The 18,457-nt window shown below is 71.2% G+C and carries 21 protein-coding genes; 7 read left to right on the top strand and 14 right to left on the bottom strand.

The genetic code is table 11. From position 1 onward, the window contains the following. The first annotated feature begins 6 nt into the window (after nucleotides 1-6). Nucleotides 7-798 (top strand): DUF1707 domain-containing protein, encoded by a 792-nt coding sequence (locus ACIQVT_RS31675; protein WP_403761995.1) that lies wholly within the window; start codon nucleotides 7-9, stop codon nucleotides 796-798. Nucleotides 799-863: 65 nt separating this feature from the next. On the opposite strand, the gene ACIQVT_RS31670 is transcribed toward ACIQVT_RS31675, so the two are convergent. Then, nucleotides 864-1,268, bottom strand: a complete 405-nt coding sequence (locus tag ACIQVT_RS31670; protein ID WP_403761992.1) for a hypothetical protein — start codon at nucleotides 1,266-1,268, stop codon at nucleotides 864-866. A gap of 484 nt (nucleotides 1,269-1,752) precedes the next feature. On the opposite strand from ACIQVT_RS31670, the gene ACIQVT_RS31665 reads away from it, so the two are divergent. After that, nucleotides 1,753-2,163, top strand: a complete 411-nt coding sequence (locus ACIQVT_RS31665; protein ID WP_403761989.1) for a CBM20 domain-containing protein — start codon at nucleotides 1,753-1,755, stop codon at nucleotides 2,161-2,163. Nucleotides 2,164-2,351: 188 nt separating this feature from the next. Here the strand turns inward: ACIQVT_RS31665 and rph are convergent, their stop codons facing one another. Both rph and ACIQVT_RS31655 read right to left on the bottom strand, forming a co-directional pair. Further along, the gene (rph, locus tag ACIQVT_RS31660) at nucleotides 2,352-3,089 is read right to left on the bottom strand and encodes a ribonuclease PH (RefSeq protein ID WP_403761986.1); all 738 of its coding nucleotides are present in this window, start codon (nucleotides 3,087-3,089) and stop codon (nucleotides 2,352-2,354) included. Nucleotides 3,090-3,186: 97 nt separating this feature from the next. Further along, nucleotides 3,187-3,420 carry a glucose PTS transporter subunit EIIB gene (locus ACIQVT_RS31655; RefSeq protein WP_403761983.1) on the bottom strand — a complete coding sequence of 78 codons (234 nt, stop codon included), beginning with the start codon at nucleotides 3,418-3,420 and terminating at the stop codon, nucleotides 3,187-3,189. A 186-nt stretch (nucleotides 3,421-3,606) separates the two neighbouring features. Between ACIQVT_RS31655 and ACIQVT_RS31650 the strand changes: the two genes are divergently transcribed. Next, nucleotides 3,607-4,917 carry a PTS transporter subunit EIIC gene (locus ACIQVT_RS31650; protein WP_403761980.1) on the top strand — a complete coding sequence of 437 codons (1,311 nt, stop codon included), beginning with the start codon at nucleotides 3,607-3,609 and terminating at the stop codon, nucleotides 4,915-4,917. Nucleotides 4,918-5,126: 209 nt separating this feature from the next. Further along, nucleotides 5,127-6,395, top strand: coding sequence for a PTS transporter subunit EIIC (locus ACIQVT_RS31645; protein WP_403761978.1), 1,269 nt, complete (start codon nucleotides 5,127-5,129; stop codon nucleotides 6,393-6,395). A gap of 68 nt (nucleotides 6,396-6,463) precedes the next feature. Here the strand turns inward: ACIQVT_RS31645 and ACIQVT_RS31640 are convergent, their stop codons facing one another. Beyond that, a complete protein-coding gene (locus ACIQVT_RS31640; RefSeq protein WP_403761975.1) occupies nucleotides 6,464-7,216 on the bottom strand; it encodes an MBL fold metallo-hydrolase in 753 nt (250 codons plus the stop codon). A 239-nt stretch (nucleotides 7,217-7,455) separates the two neighbouring features. On the opposite strand from ACIQVT_RS31640, the gene ACIQVT_RS31635 reads away from it, so the two are divergent. Next, on the top strand, nucleotides 7,456-7,914 hold the full coding sequence (locus tag ACIQVT_RS31635) for a type II toxin-antitoxin system PemK/MazF family toxin (protein ID WP_403761972.1): 459 nt from the start codon (nucleotides 7,456-7,458) through the stop codon (nucleotides 7,912-7,914). A 22-nt stretch (nucleotides 7,915-7,936) separates the two neighbouring features. Here ACIQVT_RS31635 and ACIQVT_RS31630 read toward each other — a convergent pair whose 3' ends face one another. The 8 genes from ACIQVT_RS31630 to clpS all read right to left on the bottom strand — a co-directional run bounded on the left by ACIQVT_RS31630 (nucleotide 7,937) and on the right by clpS (nucleotide 13,312). After that, nucleotides 7,937-8,413: a hypothetical protein gene (locus tag ACIQVT_RS31630; protein WP_403761969.1), complete on the bottom strand. Its 477-nt coding sequence runs from the start codon at nucleotides 8,411-8,413 to the stop codon at nucleotides 7,937-7,939. A 63-nt stretch (nucleotides 8,414-8,476) separates the two neighbouring features. After that, complete coding sequence (locus tag ACIQVT_RS31625) at nucleotides 8,477-9,427, bottom strand: PLP-dependent cysteine synthase family protein (RefSeq protein ID WP_403761966.1); 951 nt, start codon at nucleotides 9,425-9,427, stop codon at nucleotides 8,477-8,479. A gap of 17 nt (nucleotides 9,428-9,444) precedes the next feature. Next, nucleotides 9,445-9,723, bottom strand: a complete 279-nt coding sequence (locus ACIQVT_RS31620) for a MoaD/ThiS family protein (RefSeq protein WP_403761962.1) — start codon at nucleotides 9,721-9,723, stop codon at nucleotides 9,445-9,447. A 119-nt stretch (nucleotides 9,724-9,842) separates the two neighbouring features. Then, nucleotides 9,843-9,938, bottom strand: coding sequence for a putative leader peptide (locus tag ACIQVT_RS31615; protein WP_403761959.1), 96 nt, complete (start codon nucleotides 9,936-9,938; stop codon nucleotides 9,843-9,845). 95 nt (nucleotides 9,939-10,033) lie between these two features. Then, on the bottom strand, nucleotides 10,034-10,465 hold the full coding sequence (locus tag ACIQVT_RS31610) for a Mov34/MPN/PAD-1 family protein (RefSeq protein WP_403761956.1): 432 nt from the start codon (nucleotides 10,463-10,465) through the stop codon (nucleotides 10,034-10,036). A 155-nt stretch (nucleotides 10,466-10,620) separates the two neighbouring features. Then, nucleotides 10,621-12,057, bottom strand: coding sequence for an amino acid permease (locus ACIQVT_RS31605; RefSeq protein ID WP_403761953.1), 1,437 nt, complete (start codon nucleotides 12,055-12,057; stop codon nucleotides 10,621-10,623). Nucleotides 12,058-12,384: 327 nt separating this feature from the next. Further along, nucleotides 12,385-12,990 (bottom strand): DUF2017 domain-containing protein, encoded by a 606-nt coding sequence (locus ACIQVT_RS31600; RefSeq protein ID WP_403761950.1) that lies wholly within the window; start codon nucleotides 12,988-12,990, stop codon nucleotides 12,385-12,387. Between the two features lie 13 nt (nucleotides 12,991-13,003). Then, nucleotides 13,004-13,312, bottom strand: coding sequence for an ATP-dependent Clp protease adapter ClpS (clpS, locus tag ACIQVT_RS31595; protein ID WP_189294522.1), 309 nt, complete (start codon nucleotides 13,310-13,312; stop codon nucleotides 13,004-13,006). A 63-nt stretch (nucleotides 13,313-13,375) separates the two neighbouring features. Between clpS and ACIQVT_RS31590 the strand changes: the two genes are divergently transcribed. Next, nucleotides 13,376-14,722 (top strand): nicotinate phosphoribosyltransferase, encoded by a 1,347-nt coding sequence (locus ACIQVT_RS31590; protein ID WP_403761947.1) that lies wholly within the window; start codon nucleotides 13,376-13,378, stop codon nucleotides 14,720-14,722. A gap of 100 nt (nucleotides 14,723-14,822) precedes the next feature. Next, nucleotides 14,823-15,416: a nicotinamidase gene (locus ACIQVT_RS31585; RefSeq protein WP_403761944.1), complete on the top strand. Its 594-nt coding sequence runs from the start codon at nucleotides 14,823-14,825 to the stop codon at nucleotides 15,414-15,416. Between the two features lie 15 nt (nucleotides 15,417-15,431). On the opposite strand, the gene ACIQVT_RS31580 is transcribed toward ACIQVT_RS31585, so the two are convergent. Together ACIQVT_RS31580 and ACIQVT_RS31575 are read right to left on the bottom strand one after the other, a co-directional pair. Further along, a complete protein-coding gene (locus tag ACIQVT_RS31580; RefSeq protein WP_403761941.1) occupies nucleotides 15,432-15,758 on the bottom strand; it encodes a hypothetical protein in 327 nt (108 codons plus the stop codon). Between the two features lie 122 nt (nucleotides 15,759-15,880). Then, complete coding sequence (locus ACIQVT_RS31575; RefSeq protein ID WP_403761938.1) at nucleotides 15,881-18,247, bottom strand: immune inhibitor A domain-containing protein; 2,367 nt, start codon at nucleotides 18,245-18,247, stop codon at nucleotides 15,881-15,883. Nucleotides 18,248-18,457: the final 210 nt, after the last annotated feature.

The raw sequence follows: 18,457 nt of genomic DNA, 5'->3' as shown, positions 1-18,457 counted from the left end.
GACGCCATGAGCGACGACGCAGCCCCGGACCTCCGGGCGTCCGACGCCGACCGCGAGCGGGTCGCCGAGGTCCTGCGGGACGCCCTGGCCGAGGGACGGCTCGTCATGACGGAGTTCGAGGAGCGGCTGGAGGCGGCCTACACCGCGCGGACCTACGGTGAGCTGGCGCCGCTGACGCGTGACCTGCCCGGGCCCGACGTCGTGGCCCCGGCCCCGGTGTCCTTCGCCAAGGCGCCGGTGGGCGAGGGGCGTTGGGCGGGCCGGATCACCGGGGGCGCGGAGTCCTCGACGGCGGTCGCGATCCTGTCGGGGTTCGAGCGCAAGGGCCGCTGGACGGTGCCCAGGCGATTGACCTGCCTCGCCTTCATGGGCGGCGGTGTCATCGACCTCAGGGACGCGGACTTCGCCGATCGTGAGGTCGAGATCGTCTGCGTGGCGGTCATGGGCGGTCTCGAGGTCCGCGTGCCGCCGGGGGTCGAGGTCGTGGTGCGCGGGATCGGTGTGATGGGTGCCTTCGAGCATCCCGGGGAGGGCGGCCCGCCCGAGCCGGGCGCCCCGCGGGTGATCGTCGGCGGGTTCGCGTTCTGGGGCGGGGTCGAGGTGGAGCGCAGGCTCCCGCGCGCGGAGCGGCAGCGGCTGAAGGAGCAGCGCCGGCGGGAGAGGCTGGAGCGCAGGGAGTCCCGGCACGAGCTGCGGCGGGCACGGCGCACGGCGCGGCACGAGCTGGACCCGGCGCGCCGGGTGGGGCGCCGGGAGGAGTGGCCGGAGCGGGAGCGGCACCGCGACGTCGAGCGCTGAGTCGGCCCGCCCGGACAGGAGCGGGCCGGGTCGCCCCCGGGGCCGTCAGGACAGGCCCTGGGCCGTCATGACGTGCAGACCTTGGTGAGTTCACCGGCCGCGTCGGTGACGGGGCCGACGTCGGGGGCGTGGTCGCCGTCCCGGACGGCGGCGCGGACGTTGGCGATGGCCCGGTTCAGGTCGTCCACGGCCTTGTTCACGTCGGTGTCGTCCGTCCGGTCGCCGATCTTGCGCAGGCTCTTCTCGATGGAGTCGAGCGAGGCGTCGGCCCGGGAGGGGTCGTCGGCGGCGTTCTCCACCGCCTGCTGGAGGTCGGTCACGTCGTCGGCGATGGTGTCGGCGGTCTGCACGCAGTCCAGGGCCTTGTTCACGGCGTCGCAGCCGGTGACCAGGCCGGCGGTGAGCGTGGCGGCGGCCACGGCGGCCATGGCGGTGACGCGGCGCCTGCGTGGGCGTCGGCTGGCGGCCATGATGGGTTCCCCTCCCTGGTACGGCTGGCCGGGCGCACACCGGTAGGTCGTGCGCCCGTACCCACAGGGACGCCGGAGGGGGTCGCCGGGTTGCCGCGGGTGCCTCGAGGCCGCTCCGGCGCCGCATGAAAACTTTGCGCCATCTTGCGCAAGGAATTTCAAGGCTCTTCCAGGGAGGCGGGCGGCGGCCGTGCGGGACCGATCGGTGGTGGGCCGGAGCGGCGTGGGGCGACTCCGCGCCGCTCCCCGGCCCGTGGGCGGGTGACCGCTCCACCCCACGCGATTCGTTCAAGGCTTTGATGAAGCCACCGGGAAATCGCGGGCAACGCGGCCGAATCGCATGCCTGCTTGAACGATCGACGCACGTTCGGCCACCTTTCTACTCCACCTTGTGTTGGGATGTGCCGCGGAAGCGGGGCACGCATCCGCTTCCGCCCGCGGGTGGCGACGACCGTCGCCCGCCACCGAAGGAGATGACATGCCCTTGACAAAACTTCGATTCCCGGTCGCCTGGCGGTCGACGCTCCTGCTCGGCGCGCTCCTCGCCGCCCTGTTCGCCGCCACTGCCCCGCACGCCCGCGCGGCCACGGCGGCGGACGCCCGGGTCAGCTTCCGCGTCCAGGCCACCACGCAGGGAGAGACGCTCCTGGTCTCCGGCAGCGCCCCGCAGCTCGGCTCCTGGGACCCGGCCAAGGCCGTACCCCTCGGCACCACCGCCAGCGCCTACCCGCACTGGTCGAGCAGCGTCCAGCTCCCCGTCGGGACCACGGTGCAGTACAAGTACATCAAGCGGTCCCCCACCGGCGAGCTGACGTGGGAGAGCACCCCCAACCGGACCCTGACCGTCTCCGCCGGCACCACGGGCACCGACGACCGCTGGAACGTCCTTCCGTGACCGCCGCCTTCGACGCCGCCACCGGCCCTCAGCGGTCGGGCACCCGGCGGCGCTGACGCCCCGGGTGTCGGGGGCCGGGCGGTAGCGGGACGGATACCGCTCGGCCCCGGCCCCGTCGGTGCTCCCGCCCCGCGCCCGGCCACCGGCGACTCGGGCACCGGCCCTGCCCCCCACGCCGGACGGGACCCCTAGCCCTCCCGGGTCCGGGCCAGGGCGGCCTGCTGGAGGGCGGCCAGGTCGGCGCAGCCGGCGACGGCGAGGTCGAGCAGGGCGTCGAGTTCGGCGCGGGCGAAGGGCTGGGCCTCGGCGGTGCCCTGGACCTCGACGAAACGGCCGTCACCGGTGCAGACGACGTTCATGTCGGTCTCGGCGCGCACGTCCTCCTCGTAGCACAGGTCGAGCAGCGGGACGCCGCCCACGATGCCGACCGAGACGGCGCTGACCGTGCCGGCGAGCGGCTGCCGGCCGGCCTTGACCAGCTTCCTGCCCTGGGCCCAGGCGACGGCGTCGGCCAGCGCCACGTAGGCGCCGGTGATGGCCGCCGTGCGGGTGCCGCCGTCGGCCTGGAGGACGTCGCAGTCGAGGACGACGGTGTTCTCGCCGAGCGCCTTGTAGTCGATGACGGCGCGCAGGGAACGGCCGATGAGCCGGGAGATCTCGTGGGTGCGGCCGCCGATCCGGCCCTTGACGGACTCGCGGTCGCCGCGGGTGTTGGTGGCGCGGGGGAGCATGGCGTACTCGGCGGTGACCCAGCCCTCGCCGCTGCCCTTGCGCCAGCGCGGGACGCCCTCGGTGACGGAGGCGGTGCAGAGGACCCGGGTGTCACCGAAGGAGACGAGGACGGAGCCCTCGGCGTGCTTGCTCCATCCTCGTTCGATGGTGACCGGGCGGAGCTGTTCGGGGGTACGGCCGTCGATGCGAGACATGCCGACGAGCCTATCGGCACAGGCGGAAGGGGCTCCTCCCGCGTGCGGGAAGAGCCCCTTACGGGGTGAACCGGAGTTCACCGGCGGGCGGGGCCGCTCACATCATGTCCTCGATCTCCGCGGCGAGCGGGTCGGCGTCGGTGCCGATGACGACCTGGACGGCGGTGCCCATGCGGACGACGCCGTGGGCGCCGGCGGCCTTCAGGGCGGCGTCGTCGACCAGCGAGGGGTCGGACACCTCGGTGCGCAGCCGGGTGATGCAGCCCTCGATCTCCTCGATGTTGTCGATTCCGCCGAGGCCGGCGACGATCTTCTCAGCCTTGCTGGCCATGTTCCTTCTCCCTGATCCGAACCGCTTTGTCGCAGTAACCCACAGTTGGCCCATCTTCGCGAGCGGTCATGCCGTCCGCGCCGGATGATGGCGTTCACGACAGCGGAACCGTCCGCCGACTGGTCTACACCACCCTGGGGAAGGTCGCCAAACCGCCTCCCGGTCGGGCGCCCCGGAAAGGACGCCATGAGTGCCGAGAGCGCGGCCGGCCCCCACCGGGTCCACCTCCAACGGCTTTTCCAGGGCCTCCAGAAGATGGGGCGCAGCCTCCAGCTGCCCATCGCGGTGCTGCCGGCCGCGGGCATCCTGAACCGGCTGGGCCAGCCCGACGTCTTCGGCGACCAGGGTCTGGGCTGGACCGACGTCTCCAAGGTGATGAAGGGGGCCGGCGGCGCGCTGCTCGACGGCTCCCTGGGGCTGCCGCTGCTGTTCTGCGTGGGCGTGGCGATCGGCATGGCGAAGAAGTCGGACGGCTCCACGGCGCTGGCGGCGGTGGCGGGCTTCCTCGTCTACTACAACGTGCTGCACCAGTTCCCCGAGCGGTGCCCGGGCGGCTCCACGGCGATCCCGGACGTCGGCTGCCAGGTGAGCGTCGGGTCGGGCGTCGGCGCGGTGACGCCGTACGCGTTCCAGAACCCCGGCGTGTTCGGGGGCATCGTGATGGGTCTGCTGGCGGCCTACTTCTGGGCCCGCTACCACCGCACGCGCCTGGTGGACTGGCTGGGCTTCTTCAACGGCCGCCGCCTCGTCCCCATCGTCATGGCGTTCGTCGCGATCGGGTTCGCGGCGCTGTGCCTGTGGGTCTGGCCGCCGATCGGCGGCGCCCTGGAGGACTTCGCGGACTGGCTGCGCGACCTGGGCGCGTGGGGCGCCGGGCTCTTCGGCCTCGCCAACCGCGGTCTGCTCGTCATCGGCCTGCACCAGTTCCTGAACGTGCCGGTGTGGTTCCAGTTCGGCACCTACACCCCGCCGGGCGGCAAACCCGTACACGGGGACATCAACATGTTCCTGGCGGGCGACCCGCACGCCGGCCAGTTCACCACCGGCTTCTTCCCCATCATGATGTTCGCGCTGCCGGCGGCCGCGCTGGCGATCACGCACTGCGCCCGGCCGGAACGCCGCAAGGAGATCGGCGGCCTGATGCTCTCGGTCGCGCTGACCTCGTTCGTGACCGGCATCACCGAACCGCTGGAGTACTCCTTCCTGTTCGTCGCGCCCGCGCTGTTCGCCGTCCACGCGGTGCTGACCGGTGTCTCCCTCGGGGCGAGCTGGGCGCTCGGGGTGCACGACGGCTTCAGCTTCTCCGCCGGACTGATCGACTACGTCATCAACTGGAACCTGGCGACGAGACCCTGGGCGATCATCCCGATCGGTCTGGTCCTCGCGGCGGTGTACTACGCGGTCTTCCGGTTCGCCATCACCCGGTTCGACCTGCGGACGCCGGGACGGGAACCGGCCGAGGTGGCCGAGGAGATGGAGCGCGACAACGTGAGGTGAGCGGGGGCCGGCCGGCCGGCCGGACGAGCACGCGCTGTAGCGCCGTGACCGCGTATTCGTGGGTTCCTTATCCCGCGTTCATCGTGCTACAACAGGTCTACACCACTGAGTGGTGTAGACCAGAGACGCTGCCGTCCCCCTCCATGGTTCCCGGGCGGCGCCCTGCCCTCCCCCGGATCTTCGTCCGGGGGCGTCCCCAGGAGGAAGTTGTGACCACGGCCAGCGCCGCTCCCCCGGCCGACCAGAAGAAGAAGGGCGCCGGCGTGATGGCCGTGCTCCAGCGTATCGGGCGCAGCCTGATGCTGCCGGTGGCCGTGCTGCCGGCCGCCGCCCTCCTGGTGCGCCTCGGCAACACCGACATGCTCGGGCGCCCGTCCTTCCCGGACTTCCTGACGAAGATCGCGTCCTTCATGGCCGCCGGCGGCAACGCGATCCTCGACAACATGGCGCTGCTCTTCGCGGTGGGCATCGCCATCGGCTTCGCGAAGAAGTCGGACGGCTCCACCGCCCTCGCGGCGGTCACCGGTTACCTGGTCTTCAAGAACGTGCTCGCCACGTTCACCGACAAGAACCTGCCGAAGGTGGCCACCGTCGTCGACGGCAAGGTCGCCATGGTGAACGCCCCGGTGGACGCCAAGGTCCTCGGCGGCGTGGTGATGGGCATAGTCGTGGCCCTGCTGTACCAGCGCTTCTACCGCACCAAGCTGCCCGACTGGGCGGGCTTCTTCGGCGGCCGCCGTCTCGTCCCGATCCTGTCGGCCTTCGCCGGTCTCCTCCTCGGCATCGTCTTCGGCTACGTCTGGCCGTTCCTCGGCACGGGCCTGCACAACTTCGGCGAGTGGCTGGTCGGCTCGGGCGCGGTGGGCGCCGGCATCTTCGGTGTCGCCAACCGGGCGCTGATCCCGATCGGCATGCACCACCTGCTGAACTCCTTCCCGTGGTTCCAGGCGGGCGAGTACCACGGCAAGAGCGGTGACATCGCGCGCTTCCTGGCGGGCGACCCGCACGCGGGCCAGTTCATGACCGGCTTCTTCCCGATCATGATGTTCGCCCTGCCGGCCGCGTGCCTGGCCATCGTGCACTGCGCCCGGCCCGAGCGCCGCAAGGTCGTCGGCGGCATGATGTTCTCGCTGGCGCTGACGTCCTTCGTCACCGGCGTCACCGAGCCCATCGAGTTCACGTTCATGTTCATCGCGCCGGTGCTGTACGCCATCCACGCGGTCCTCACCGGTCTGTCCCTGGGGCTGACCTGGGCGCTGGGCATGAAGGACGGCTTCGGCTTCTCGGCGGGCGTGGTCGACTTCGGCCTCAACCTGGGCATCGCCAGCAACCCGTGGGGCCTGGTCGTGGTCGGCCTGTGCTTCGCGGTCGTCTACTACGTCGTCTTCCGCTTCGCCATCACCCGGTTCGACCTGCCGACGCCGGGCCGCGAGTCCGACGAGGAGATCGCCGAACTCCAGAAGGCCGAGGGCAAGTAGCCCGGCCGGCCCGCACAGCGCGAGGGCCCCGGAACCGTGACGGTTCCGGGGCCCTCGCGCGCAGCCGGTCAGATGTCGTACGTCTGGCCCGTCGCCGCCAGCGCCACCGGCCCGGCGAACACCTCGCGGGCGTCGCGCAGGTTGACCAGCGGGTCGGTCCACGGCGGGATGTGGGTGAGCACCAGCCGGCGGGCGCCCGCGCGGGCCGCCGTCTCACCGGCCTCGCGGCCGGTGAGGTGCAGGTCGGGGACGGTCTCCTTGCCGTGCGTGAACGCGGCCTCGCACAGGAACAGGTCGGCGTCCCGGGCCAGCTCGTCCAGCGTCGCGGTGACGCCCGTGTCGCCGGAGTACACCAGGGACCTGCCACCGTGCTCGACGCGGATGCCGTACGCCTCCACGGGGTGGCGGACCCGCTCGGTGTGGACGGTGAACGGGCCGATCTCGAACGTGGACGGCTTGACCGTGTGGAAGTCGAAGACCTCGCTCATCGAGGAGGCGGAGGGGGTGTCCGCGTAGGCCGTGGTCAGCCGGTGCTCGGTGCCCTCGGGGCCGTAGACCGGGACGGGCCCGCACCGGCCGCCGTCGTGGCGGTAGTAGCGCGCCACGAAGTAGGCGCACATGTCGATGCAGTGGTCGGCGTGCAGGTGGCTGAGGAAGATCGCGTCGAGGTCGTAGAGACCGCAATGGCGCTGGAGCTCGCCGAGGGCGCCGTTGCCCATGTCGAGAAGCAGCCGGAAGCCGTCGGCCTCGAGGAGGTAGCTCGAACAGGCCGATTCCGCGGACGGGAACGACCCCGAGCAGCCGACGACGGTGAGCTTCATGAAGCAGAAACCTCCGCGGGCGGGTAACCGGTGGGCGGGACGGGGAGGGCCAGTCAGGATGGGGGCTGACGGGGGTCGTGCGGTGCGTCGAGCGTAAGGCGCCGGAGCGCGGGTCGCTCCTTCGCCAGGGGCCGTTGTGGGCGAACTCACCTGTGCTGTCACCGGTTCGGCTGGACCAGGGGCGTGCAGGATTCACCAGAGGGCGCGCGGTGCCCGGCGCACGCCGGTAACGTCGTCGTATGGACACGTCCTGGTGGCTGGCGCTCGCGGCGGTGGTACTGCTGGCGCTGGTCGCCACGCTCGTCGACGGCTGGGGCCGCGGCCGGCGACCGGGCGGGCGGCGGCTGCGGCCCCCGGGCCGCCCGGGCACCCGCACGGCGCACGCGGCACGGCCCTCCCCCGGCGACATCTGGTGGGCGGACGTGCCCTACGAGGACCGGGCGGCGGTGAAGGACCGGCCCTGCCTGGTGCTGGCCGTGCGCGGCGACCGGGTCACGGTCGCGAAGATCACCAGCAAGTACCACGACGAGCGCGGCGGGGTGATCCCGCTGCCGCCGGGCGCGGTCGGCGACGCCCGGGGCCGGCCCAGCTTCCTGGAGACCGACGAACTGCGCGAGGTGCCGGTGGGCGGCTTCCGGCGCCGGGTGGGCGTGGTCGACCCGGTCCTGTGGGACCAGGTGCGCCACCTCGCGGGCTAGATCCTGCCGGACCGGGCCCGGATCAGCCCTGGGCGGGGCCCGGCCGGCCGACCCGCACGGTCACCGTCCACTCCTCGACGCCCTTGCACGAGACCCGGCCCGGCGCGGTGGCTCCGGCGCACAGCGGGCGGGACGAGGTGAGGCGTACGGTGCCGGTGCCGGTGCCCGCCGCCCGGTACGCGGCCGTGGCGTCGCCGGGCCTGAGCACCAGACCGGCGTTGACGGCCCGCAGCGCGGTGCCGCTCGCGGTGACCGGCTTCCAGGGGCGGGCCCGGGTGCCGTCCAGGGTGAGGCGGACCTCGCCGCCCCCGGTCACGCAGACGGTCCGCCCGCGGTCGGCGGCCGTCAGCTCCGCGCGGGCGGCGCACGCCCCGGCGGACCGGGAGGGCGACGGCGGCACCGGCGCCTTGCCGGCGCTGCCGGTGTCCGCCCGGTGCGAGCCGCAGCCCGCGAGGAGCAGCGCTGCCGCCGTGAGGGCGAGGGGCGTCGTACGGCGCATGGGGTCCGCCTTTCTGCCGGGTGCTGGTACGGATGTGACGTACCGGCGGCGCGGCCGGATCCCCTACGCCCAGAGCTGGCCCTGGAGCGTCTCGATGGCCTCCTCCGTGGTGGCCGCCGTGTAGACGCCGGTGGAGAGGTACTTCCAGCCGCCGTCGGCCACGACGAAGACGATGTCGGCGCTCTCCCCCGCCTGGACGGCCTTGCGGCCGACGCCGATCGCGGCGTGCAGGGCCGCGCCGGTGGAGACGCCCGCGAAGATGCCCTCCTGCTGGAGGAGTTCGCGGGTGCGGGTGACCGCGTCGGCGGAGCCGACGGAGAAGCGGGTGGTGAGCACGGAGGCGTCGTACAGCTCCGGGACGAAGCCCTCGTCGAGGTTCCTGAGGCCGTACACCAGGTCGTCGTAGCGGGGTTCGGCGGCGACGATCCGGACGTCCGGGCGGTGCTCGCGCAGGTAGCGGCCGACGCCCATGAGGGTGCCGGTGGTGCCGAGGCCGGCCACGAAGTGGGTGACGGAGGGGAGGTCGGCGAGGATCTCGGGGCCGGTCGTGGCGTAGTGGGCGCCCGCGTTGTCCGGGTTGCCGTACTGGTAGAGCATCACCCAGTCCGGGTGCTCGGCGGCCAGTTCCTTCGCCACGCGCACGGCGGTGTTGGAGCCGCCGGCGGCCGGCGAGGGGATGATCTCGGCGCCCCACATGCCGAGCAGCTCCCGGCGCTCCTGCGAGGTGTTCTCCGGCATCACGCACACCATGCGGTAGCCCTTGAGCTTGGCCGCCATGGCGAGGGAGATGCCGGTGTTGCCGGAGGTGGGCTCCAGGACGGTGCAGCCCGGGGTGAGCCGGCCGTCCTTCTCCGCCTGCTCGATCATGTGCAGGGCGGGGCGGTCCTTGACCGAGCCGGTGGGGTTGCGGTCCTCCAGCTTGGCCCAGATGCGGACGTCGGAGGACGGCGACAGCCGCGGCAGGCGCACCAGGGGGGTGTTGCCCACCGCGGCCAGCGGGGAGTCGTAGCGCATCGCTGGTCAGCGGCCGATCAGCGCATGCCGCCGGCCACGGCCGGCAGGATGGTCACGTTGTCGCCGTCGGACAGCTTGGTGTTGATGCCGTCCAGGAAGCGGACGTCCTCGTCGTTCAGGTACACGTTGACGAAGCGGCGCAGCTGGTCGCCGTCCACGATGCGGGCCTGGATGCCCGTGTGCCGGGCCTCGAGGTCGGCGAAGAGCTCGGCGAGGGTGTTCCCGCTGCCCTCCACCGCCTTCTGGCCGTCGGTGTACTGGCGGAGGATGGTGGGGATGCGGACCTCGATGGCCATGGCTCAGGGCTCCTGTCGGATGGTGTCGGGTCGGTGGGCGCGCGGCGGCGCGGGGCGCACGGGTGGCGTACGCGGGTCCGGACGCCGCGGCTCACGGCCGTACGGCGGCGGGGCCGGCGTCAACAGAGGGCGCCGGCGAGCCTGCACAGGTCGACGTGCAGCCGCGCCACGAGCAGCGTGCCCGGCGTCTTCTCGCTCACGTCGTGGAAAACCATGCGCTCATCGTATCGATTCCCCCGTCGCTTTCCGGAGGGTCTTCCCACATCCCGGACTGGATTCGTTCACCAGGTGGGACGAGGGGCTCCTGATGTCACTGGGACGGGTAGGCGTCCACCACCTCGACCTCCTCCTCGGTGACCTCACCGGCCAGTATGCGGAACGAGCGGAACTGGAACTCGCCGGCGCCGTCGGTGTCGGCCGTGGAGACCAGGACGTAGTGGGCGCCGGGCTCGTTGGCGTAGGAGATGTCGGTGCGGGAGGGGTAGGCCTCGGTCGCGGTGTGGGAGTGGTAGATGATCACCGGCTCCTCGTCGCGGTCGTCCAGCTCCCGGTAGAGCTTGAGCAGGTCCTGGGAGTCGAACTCGTAGAAGGTGGGCGAGCGGGCCGCGTTGAGCATGGGCACGAACCGCTCGGGGCGGTCGGAGCCCGCCGGGCCGGCGACCACGCCGCACGCCTCGTCGGGGTGGTCCTCGCGCGCGTGGGCGACGATGGCGTCGTACAGGGCCTGGGTGAGGGTCAGCATGGGGGTCAGGATAAGCAGAGGGGCCGTTCCGTACCGGGGGTCGGTACGGAACGGCCCACATGCCGGACGTCCTGAGCGGCGGCCGCCGGGGGCGCCACGAGTGCTCCCGGCGGCCGGACGTCCCGGGAAGGTGTCCTTGGGGGGTGCCGGCGCCGTCAGCGCTTGCGGAAGGCGGCGGCCTCGGGGTTGCGCCGCTTGAGCACCAGGTAGGCGACACCGAGGATGAGCGCCCACAGCGGCGCGCAGTACAGCGAGACCCGGGCGTCCTTGTCGATGCCCATCATCACGATGACCATGCCGATGAAGGCGAGCGCGAACCAGCTGGTCCACGGGGCGCCCGGCGCGCGGAACTCCGAGCGGGGCAGTTCACCGCGGTCGGACCGGGCGCGGTAGCGGATCTGGCAGAACAGGATGACGATCCACGCCCACATGCCGGAGATGGTGGCGAAGGACACCACGTAGTCGAACGCCTTGCCCGGCCACTGGTAGTTGATCCACACGCCGACCAGCATCAGCGCGGCGGAGACCGACGTGCCGACGAGCGGGGTGCCGCTGGAGGTCAGGCGGGTGAAGACCTTCGGACCCTGGCCGTTCTGCGCGAGGTCGCGCAGCATGCGGCCGGTGGAGTACATGCCGGAGTTGCAGGAGGACAGCGCCGCGGTGAGCACGACGAAGTTCACGATGCCGGCGCCGGCGGCCAGGCCCATCTTCTGGAACGCGGCCACGAACGGGCTGACGCCCGGGTGGAAGTTGGTCCACGGCACGACCGACAGGATCATGATCAGCGCGCCGACGTAGAAGACGGCGATGCGCCACGGCACGGTGTTGATCGCCTTGGGCAGCACGGTCTTGGGGTCCTTGGACTCGCCCGCGGTCACACCGACCAGCTCGACGGCGAGGAAGGCGAACATGACCATCTGGAGCGTCATCAGGGTGCTGCCGACGCCGTGCGGGAAGAAGCCGCCCTCGTTCCACAGGTGGCTGACGGAGGCGGTGTCCCCGGCGTCGGAGAAACCGATCGTGAGGATGCCGGCGCAGATCAGGATCATGCCGATGATGGCGGTGACCTTGACCATGGAGAACCAGAACTCCAGCTCACCGAAGAGCTTCACGGAGATCAGGTTGGCGCCGTACAGGATGACCGTGAAGATCAGCGCGGAGATCCACTGCGGGATGTTCCACCAGTACGTCATGTAGGCGGCCGCGGCGGTGACCTCGGTGATGCCGGTGACCACCCAGAACAGCCAGTACGTCCAGCCGGTGACGAAACCGGCGAACGGGCCGATGAACTCGCGGGCGTACTCCGAGAACGAACCCGACACCGGGCGGTACATCAGCAGCTCGCCGAGGGCCCGCATGATGAAGAAGATGACCAGGCCCGCGATGGCGTACGCCAGGATGAGGCTGGGCCCCGCCTTGGAGATGCCCTTGCCCGCGCCGAGGAACAGGCCGGTGCCGATGGCACCGCCGATGGCGATCATCTGGATCTGCCGGGCACCGAGCCCGCGCTGATACCCGTCGCCGCCCTCGTGCTCCTCGCCCCGCGTGGCCTCGTTGCCGTCGCGATGCTGGTCGACCTGCGCTGAGGTCATGTGTGGTGCGCCTTTCTCCATGCCGATCCGGGCCTTTCGTCGGCCACGGACCGGGTCTCGATCCCCCTGGATTTCTGGAGCTGTTGCCTGGCCGACGGTCGTCGGCTCGGTGGCGCACCCGGCCGAGACGTGGGTGGTCTTCGCCGGGCGGTCGTGAAGATTTATCACGGCCGCAACACTGATCACCCAAGCGGGGTGTGGCGCATCGCACAAGAAGAAGTGGACAAAAGGTGCTCGAATGCGTCAAAAACGGCCGCAATGGTGACGGGATCGTTATCCGGATTTGAGCGTCCTCTGAGCGAACGCGATCGAAGCGATATGGCCGGTTTATGGCATGAGGGTGGTGACCAGGGTCTCCTGGAGACCGCCCAGCCACAGGTAGGCCATCACCATGGGCTTGCGCGGGTCCTCGTCCGGGAGCCGGTAGAGCAGGTCGGTGTCGTCCTCGTCGGTGATGTCCAGGCGGGCGCCGACCGCCAGCCGGAGGTCGTTGAGGGTCCTGAGCCACTGCTGGGACTGCGGCGGCGACAGCTCGAGCACCGCCCCGCCGTCGTCCACCGGCGCGAGCGCGTCCAGGGTGCGGATCACCGTCAGCGCGCTCTCCCGCTTGCCGGCGCGCAGGTCGTTCTCGGTGAAGCGGCGGAACTCGGCGGAGTGCGCCCGCCGCTCCTCGGCCTCGGCAGGCGAGGCGGGGGCCTGTTCGGGGTCGCTGTAGGCGTCCGGGAAGAGCCGGCGCAGCACCGGGTCGGCCGGCGGCTCGCTCGGCCCCTCGGCGAACAGCTCGGCGAGCGGGTCGTCGGAGGCGTCGGCGGCGGGGCCGGGTCCGATCAGCTCCAGGAGCTGGACGGCCAGCGACCGGATGATGGAGATCTCGACGTCGTCGAGCGCGACGGCCGCGCCGCCGCCGGGGAGCGGTTCGAAGTGTCCGGGCATATGTGGTCGGTCGCTACTTCCGGTCCTGCTGGAGGGTGGCCCACAGACCGTAACCGTGCATCGCCTGCACGTCGCGTTCCATCTCCTCGCGGCTCCCGCTGGAGACGACCGCCCGGCCCTTGTGGTGGACGTCGAGCATGAGCTTGGTGGCCTTGTCCTTGGAGTAGCCGAAGTACGTCTGGAAGACGTACGTCACGTAGCTCATGAGGTTGACCGGGTCGTTGTGGACGATCGTGACCCAGGGGACGTCGGGCTCGGGTACGGCGAAGACCTCCTCCGCCGACTCGGTGCGTTCGATCTCTACGGGCGCGGGTGACGTCACAGGGCCATGCTGCCACGCGCGCGACAAATCGTCACACTGACGAGATGGGGGTACTATCTTGCCATGAACACAGCGGACCTTGGGCTGCCGGTGGACGTTCCCTCGACGGCACTCTTCACGGACCAGTACGAGCTGACCATGCTGCGGGCCGCGCTGAAGGCCGGCACGGCCGAGCGGCGCAGCGTGTTCGAGGTCTTCACCCGGCGGCTGCCGGACGGGCGGCGCTACGGCGTGGTGGCCGGAACCGGACGCGTCCTGGACGCGGTCGAGAACTTCCGCTTCGACGCCGGCGTGCTCGGCTTCCTGCGCGAGCAGGGGATCGTCGACGAGGAGACCCTCGCGTGGCTCGCCGACTACCGCTTCGGCGGCGACATCTGGGGCTACCCCGAGGGCGAGGTCTACTTCCCGGGCTCGCCGATCATGCGCGTCGAGGGCAGCTTCGCCGAGTGCGTCCTGCTGGAGACCGTGATCCTGTCCATCCTCAACCACGACTCGGCGATCGCCGCGGCGGCCTCCCGCATGGCCTCCGCCGCCGGTGACCGCCCCCTGATCGAGATGGGGGCGCGGCGCACCCACGAGCTGGCCGCCGTGGCCGCCGCGCGGGCCGCCTACGTCGGCGGTTTCACGACCACCTCCGACCTGGCCGCCGGCTTCCGCTACGGCATCCCCACCGTGGGCACCTCGGCACACGCCTTCACCCTGCTGCACGACCGTGAACGCGACGCCTTCCGCGCCCAGGTCGACACCCTCGGCAGCGGCACCACCCTGCTGGTGGACACCTACGACGTCACCGAGGCCGTCCGGGCGGCCGTGGAGGTGGCCGGACCCGAGCTGGGCGCCGTCCGCATCGACTCCGGCGACCTGCTGCTGGTGGCCCACCGGGTGCGCCAGCAACTGGACGAGCTGGGCGCGACCGGCACCCGGATCGTCGTCACCTCCGACCTGGACGAGTACGCCATCGCCTCGCTGGCCGCCGCGCCCGTGGACGCGTACGGCGTCGGCACCCAGCTGGTCACCGGCTCCGGGCACCCGACCGCGTCCATGGTGTACAAGCTCGTCGCCCGCGCCGAGAACGCCGACCCCAAGGCGCCGCTGGTGCCGGTCGCGAAGAAGTCCAGCGGCGGCAAGACCTCCGTCGGCGGACGCAAGTGGGCCGCGCGCCGCACGGACGCGGAGGGCGTCGCGGAGGCCGAGGTCGTCGGCACCGGCCCGGTCCCGGCCGCGCTGGCCGGCCGCGAGCTCCAGGTGCAGCTGGTCAAGGGCGGCGAGGTGATCGCCCGCGAACCGCTGGACGTGCCGCGCGACCGCCACATCGCGGTCCGCGCGCGGCTGCCGCTCTCCGCCACCCAGCTGTCCCGGGGCGAACCCGTCCTGCCGACGGAGTACGTCCACGGGGGCTCGGGTAGCTAGGACCACACGGCGCTGGGCGGGGCGCCGTCCGCCCCCTCCCGCACCGGTCCGCCAGTCCCTAGGCTCAGTCACCCGCCCCCTCACCCGGAGGACACCCACCATGCGCCGCGCCCTGATCGTCGTAGACGTGCAGAACGACTTCTGCGAGGGGGGCAGCCTCGCGGTGTCCGGCGGCGCGGACGTGGCCGCCGCCGTCACCGAGCTGATCGGCCAGGCGGCGGGCACCGGGTACCGGCACGTGGTGGCCACCCGCGACCACCACATCGCGCCCGGCGGCCACTTCGCGGACGACCCCGACTACGTCCGCTCCTGGCCCGCGCACTGCGTCGCGGGCACGGAGGGCGTGGGCTTCCACCCGAACTTCGCCCCCGCCGTCGCCTCCGGCGCGGTGGACGCCGTGTTCGACAAGGGGGCGTACTCGGCGGCCTACAGCGGGTTCGAGGGCACCGACGAGAACGGGGTCGCGCTCGCCGACTGGCTGCGCGCCCGGGAGATCGACGAGGTGGACGTCGTCGGCATCGCCACGGACCACTGCGTGCGCGCCACCGCGCTGGACGCCGGGCGGGAGGGCTTCCGCACCCGGGTCCTGCTGGACCTCACCGCCGGGGTCGCGGCCGGGACGACGGAGCGGGCCCTGGCAGACCTGCGCGAGGCCGGCATCGAACTGACCGGCGCCCCGGTCACCCCGGCCTGACCGTCCCGGCGCCGGTCACGGCTGGAGGAGGGGTGGGCGGAGCAGGGAGCGGATGGGGCGCCAGAGCTCGGGGACGCCGGCGGCGCCGTCGGGGGCCGTGCGCCATATCAGGCCGTCGGGGTGGTGCAGCACCGCCGTGACCTCGTCCGGCGTGGGGGGCTGCGCGTTGCCCCGCAGGTAGACCGCCCGCATCCCCAGGTTGCGCAGCCGGGTCAGGGCGCGCGCCCGGTTCTGGGCGTGGACCAGCACCCGTACGCCGCCCGGTCCGCCGGCGGGCCTGGGCAGGTTCAGTGCCACCACCACCGTGCCGTTCGGCAGCTTGCAGAAACCTCCTGCGGCCATGCGCGTCACATCCCCGTCCCGGTCGGTGTCAATAAGCGAGCCACAGGACGCACCTAAACACGATCGGCGGCAACCCGCCAGGGGGTTGCCGCCGATACGCCTTTGACCTGCGCGGATGTGGACTACTTCACCGCGGGGCCGACCTTGAGCTGGATCGTGGAGCCGTCCTTGGCCGCCTTGACGATCGAGATCTTGGTGTTGGTGTCAGTGATCTTGACGCCACCGGTGGGGTTCGACGGGTCGTAGTAGGTGTTCGTGTGGTCGTTGAAGACCGACACGCCCTTCTGCGACTTGATCTTGGTCGCGACACCCGCCTGGTGCAGCGTGATCGCGTCCGTGGGCTCCAGCGTGAAGGGGGAGTCGTAGGCCTGCGCGCGGTTGCGCAGCAGCGTGCCGTCGGACCACTTCAGCGCCTTGGGGTGGGCGTCGACCGGCAGGATCAGACCGGTGCCCGGGTGACCGCCGGCGGTGTTGTTGGTGTTGTTGTCCGCCTGGGAGGTGTCCCACTTCCAGATCAGCAGACCGTTCTGGTACGGGTAGTGCTCCACCCAGTCCGGACGGCTGGTGTTCAGGAAGCCGAAGTTGTACGGGCCGGTCTTGAGCGTCTTGTCGTACGACACGTACTGGCGGTTCTCGGCGAGGTAGTACTGCGCGTAGTCCTTGGTGAAGGACGCGCCGACCCGGGAGAAGCCGGCCGCGGTCCAACCGGCGTCCGCGGTCTCGGCGTTGTCCGAGAAGACCGGGGCGCCGTCGGCGGTCACGGTGATCTCGTCGGCCGTGAAGCCGTTCTCCGCGACACCGCCGTCGGTGGCGTAGCGGAAGCGCACGTCGATCTTCTTGCCCGCGTAGGCGTCGAGCGGGAACGACAGCTTCTTGTGCGTCTGCGAGAAGCCGGTCAGCGCCGGCTTGCCGCTGGCGTCACGCGGGAGGGCCTGGCCGTCCGCCGTGCCGTCCAGGGCCGTCCAGTTGGCGCCGCCGTCGGTCGAGACCTCGGTGTAGACGTAGTCGTAGCCGTCCTCGGTGGCCCACCAGCCGTCCAGGCTGAGGTCGGCCGACGTCTTGCCGGTGAGGTCGACGGTCCGGGTCAGCGTGTTCTTCAGGTCGTTGCCGCTGCCGCTCCACCACTGGGTCGAACCCTCGGCGGGCTGGGTGATGGTGGTGCTGACGGCCTTGTCCGGCAGGGACACCACGAGGGCCTGCTTGTCCCACGTGTTGTACTCGGCCACACCCAGCTTGTGGGTGGACTGCTTGCCGGCCTTGGCGCTGTCGTAGTTGAGCCAGCCGAGCTGGAGCTTGTCCCAGGCGTTCATGTCGCCGGGCAGGTCACCGATGGACTCCTTGCCGGTGCCCAGCCAGGAACCGGAGGACATCAGGGTCCAGAAACCGGTGGAGTTGTCGCCGCCGGCGGTGTCGTACTCGTCCGGCAGACCGAGGTCGTGGCCGTACTCGTGGGCGTAGACGCCGAGGCCGCCGTTCTCCGGCTGGATCGTGTAGTCGCCGACCCAGACACCGGTGTCGCCGACCTGCGCGCCGCCCAGCTTGTTGCCGGCCGGACCGGTGGCGCCGGCGTCGGTGCCGAAGGCGTACCAGCGGTGGGCCCAGATCGCGTCCTCGCCCTGCGCGCCGCCGCCGGCGGACTCGTCCTCACCGGCGTGCACGATCTGGAAGTGGTCGACGTAGCCGTCCGGCTCGTTGAAGTTGCCGTCGCCGTCGTAGTCGTAGCGGTCCCACTGATCGTACTTGGCCAGGTCCGCCTTGATGGCGGTGTCGGACTTGCCCGCCTTCTTCTGCTGGGCGACCCAGGCGTTCAGGCCGTCGCTGACGACGTTCCACACGCTCGGGCAGTTCTTGGAACCGCAGGCGTTGTTGCCGTAACGGGCCTCGTTGTAGGGGACCTTGACCCAGTCGCTGACCTCACCGGAGACCGAGTAGCGGCCCGAGGACTGCTTCTCGTAGTACTTCTTCAGCGACTCGGTCTTCTTGCCGGTGCCGAAGTAGAGGTCCTGGAAGTGCTTCTGGTTGTAGTCCTTCTGCCAGGCCGTGGAGTTGTCCTTCTTGCGGTCCGGCGCGGCGATCTTGTTGTGCAGCGGGCCGGGGGTGCCGCCGAACTTCGGGTCCTTCTGGTCCCCGAACTCCACCAGGATGGTGAAGATCTTGTCGGTCTTCTCCCGGCTCAGCTCGACGTACTTGCTCTGGCCCTTGCGGCTCTTGAGCTTGACGACCTTGGAGCCGTTGCGCTCCTGTGCGGTGGCCTTGCCCGATATGAGCTGCTTCAGGGCCTCTTCGCGCTGGGCGTCCTGGGTCTTGCTCAGGGGGCCGTCCAGGTCGTGCTTCTGCTGCTTCACCGGGGCCGGGTCGTGCCGGTGGGCTGCCGCGGTCCGGCTCTGCGTACCGGCTTCCGCGACGGCGAAGGTGGCGAACGTGGCGGAGGCCGCCGCGAGCGTCACGCCGACGGCGGCCGCTCTGAACGTCCAGGATCTGCTGGTCACTTGAGTTCCTCCCCCGCGCCGCGCGCACGGACAGGGGGTTCCAGGGCATGGAGGGATCCGTGCGCGCTCGATCAACGCGTGTATCAAGTGACGACATTTGACTAGAGGTTTGCGGGAAAAGACAGACCTTGACTTGAGCAGGACAAGTGCACTATGCGGAGGTGACGTTCGCTTTACGGACAGGTGCCACCCCGCGGACCGGCGCAGAGA

Source organism: Streptomyces sp. NPDC100445, from assembly GCF_044759735.1.
Taxonomy (GTDB): domain Bacteria; phylum Actinomycetota; class Actinomycetes; order Streptomycetales; family Streptomycetaceae; genus Streptomyces.
Note: the sequence above shows the minus strand (reverse complement) of the source record. Positions and strands in the feature narration are given on the sequence as shown.